Source organism: Actinoplanes sp. NPDC048791 (assembly GCF_040650095.1).
Classification (GTDB): domain Bacteria; phylum Actinomycetota; class Actinomycetes; order Mycobacteriales; family Micromonosporaceae; genus Actinoplanes.
Genome location: NZ_JBEZGQ010001347.1, coordinates 1 through 1,920 on the forward strand (window position 1 = coordinate 1; position 1,920 = coordinate 1,920).

The following is a 1,920-nucleotide window of genomic DNA, read 5'->3' on the forward strand; positions in this document are numbered from 1 at the left end:
CCACGTGCCGGTGGGGGCGTTCTGCCGCCAGCCGTCCCGCTGCCAGCGCGGTCACGAAGAGGGCGTAGGCAAGCGCCGCGCCGCTCTGCGACAGTCCTCGCTCCTTGTGCAGGAAGACGGCGAGCCAGTCGCCCGCCGCGCCCTCGACCGTGGCCCCGCAGAAGATCAGGACGCCGATCGCCGCCAGCCGCCGGACCGGCCGGCGGGCCGGCGCCGGCGACCGGGCGAGATCCGGCTCGGGCGGCTTGTCCTGGTTGAACGAGGCCAGGCTGCGCCCGCAGAGCCCGGCGGCCAGCAGGCTCACCACGACCATGTGCGCGAACAGCGGCACGGACAGGTGCACCGCGGCCAGGGCGAGCCCGGCCCCGGCCATGCTGCCGACGCTCCACCATCCGTGGAAGCGGCTCATCAGGTGCTTCCCGAGCTCGCTCTGCACCGCATAGCCCTGCATGTTCATGCCGGCGTCCCAGACGCCGCCGCCCACGCCCAGCCCGAACAGGACAACCGCGAGCACACCCGGAGACCGGGTCAGGGCGATCGCGACCAGGCATCCCAGAGTCAGGCTGAAGCCCAGGGTGACCACCCGCCGGCTGCCCCAGCGCGTGGCGGCGGGACCCGTCAGGATCATCGCCAGCATGGTGCCCAGGCCGAGCATCACCAGCGCGAAGCCGAGCCCGACGAAGTCCGTGCCGGTCCGCTCCAGAACGCTGGGAAGTCGGGACATCCAGGACGCCTGGGTCGCGCCGCTGACCGCGAAGATGAGACTGACATCCCGAGCGGTCCGCACAAAGTTACCCCCGTCGATCACTTTAGCGGGGGCCATCACTCCCTGCTGATCCGATCAGGGCGCTGGGTGATGGAGGGGTCGGGGCCGGTCCGCTTAGACTCCCGGGCATGGAGTTCGGCGTCGGCTATTTCCCCACCCATGACGGCCTGGGTCCCGGGGCGGTCGCCCGGCTGGTGGAGGACCGCGGGCAGGACGCGCTGTTCTTCGCCGAGCACACCCACATCCCGGCGAGCCGGCTGTCGCCGTGGGGTGACGGCACCCGCGAGCTGCCCCGCAAGTACGCGCACACGTACGACCTGTTCGTGGCGCTTACCGCGGCGGCCGAGGCGACCAGCCGGCTGCGCGTGGGCAGCGGCGTGTGCCTGGTCATCGAGCGTGATCCGATCATCACCGCCAAGGAGGTCGCCAGCGTCGACCACCTGTCCGGCGGCCGGCTGGAGTTCGGCGTCGGCGCGGGCTGGAACCGTGAGGAGATGGAGAACCACGGCACCGACCCGCGGACCCGTACGGCACTGCTGACCGAACGCGTCCAGGCGATGCAGGCGATCTGGACGCAGGACGAGGCCTCGTACGCCGGGGAGTTCGTGAACTTCGACCGGATCTGGTCGTGGCCCAAGCCGGTCCAGCGCCCGTGGCCCCCGGTGCTGCTCGGCGGGGGCGGCCCGACCGTGCTGGACCGGGTGCTCGCGTGGGCCGACGGCTGGTTCCCGCAGTGGCACGACAAGGACCTGTTCGCCCGCATCGCCGAGCTGGAGGCCCGCGCCGACCGGCCGATCCAGGTCCAGGTGCTGAGCGTCCCGCCACAGGCCAAGGCCCTGGAACAGCTGGCCGGCGCGGGCGTGCACCGGGCGTCGAGCTGGCTGCCGTCCGGGCCCCGCGACGAGGTCGAGGCCGGCCTGGACAAGTGGGAACGGGCGATAGCTGAGTTCACCGGCCGCTGAGCTCTAGGTACGCGCACTCAGGGCCCGGGCGGCCGCCGCGACGAGGATCGACGGCGTGACCTCGTACCCTTGCCCGTCGTGCCGTACCCCGGCCAACCTGACCTCCGGCTGCCCCGGCTGCGGCCGCGGCCCGGACCCCGACGCCGCCGAGGTGATCCGCCTCGACGCGGAGATCCCGGTGCTCACCGCCCT

2 protein-coding genes are annotated in these 1,920 nt (G+C 72.6%); one reads left to right on the top strand and one right to left on the bottom strand.

What is annotated here, in order from left to right:
- Window positions 1-724, bottom strand: a 724-nt coding sequence (locus AB0C29_RS46165) for an MFS transporter (RefSeq protein ID WP_360834409.1), incomplete at its 3' end; no start/stop codon positions are given.
- Window positions 725-894: 170 nt separating this feature from the next.
- Between AB0C29_RS46165 and AB0C29_RS46170 the strand changes: the two genes are divergently transcribed.
- Window positions 895-1,728 carry an LLM class F420-dependent oxidoreductase gene (locus tag AB0C29_RS46170; RefSeq protein ID WP_360834411.1) on the top strand — a complete coding sequence of 278 codons (834 nt, stop codon included), beginning with the start codon at window positions 895-897 and terminating at the stop codon, window positions 1,726-1,728.
- The last annotated feature ends 192 nt before the right edge of the window (window positions 1,729-1,920 follow it).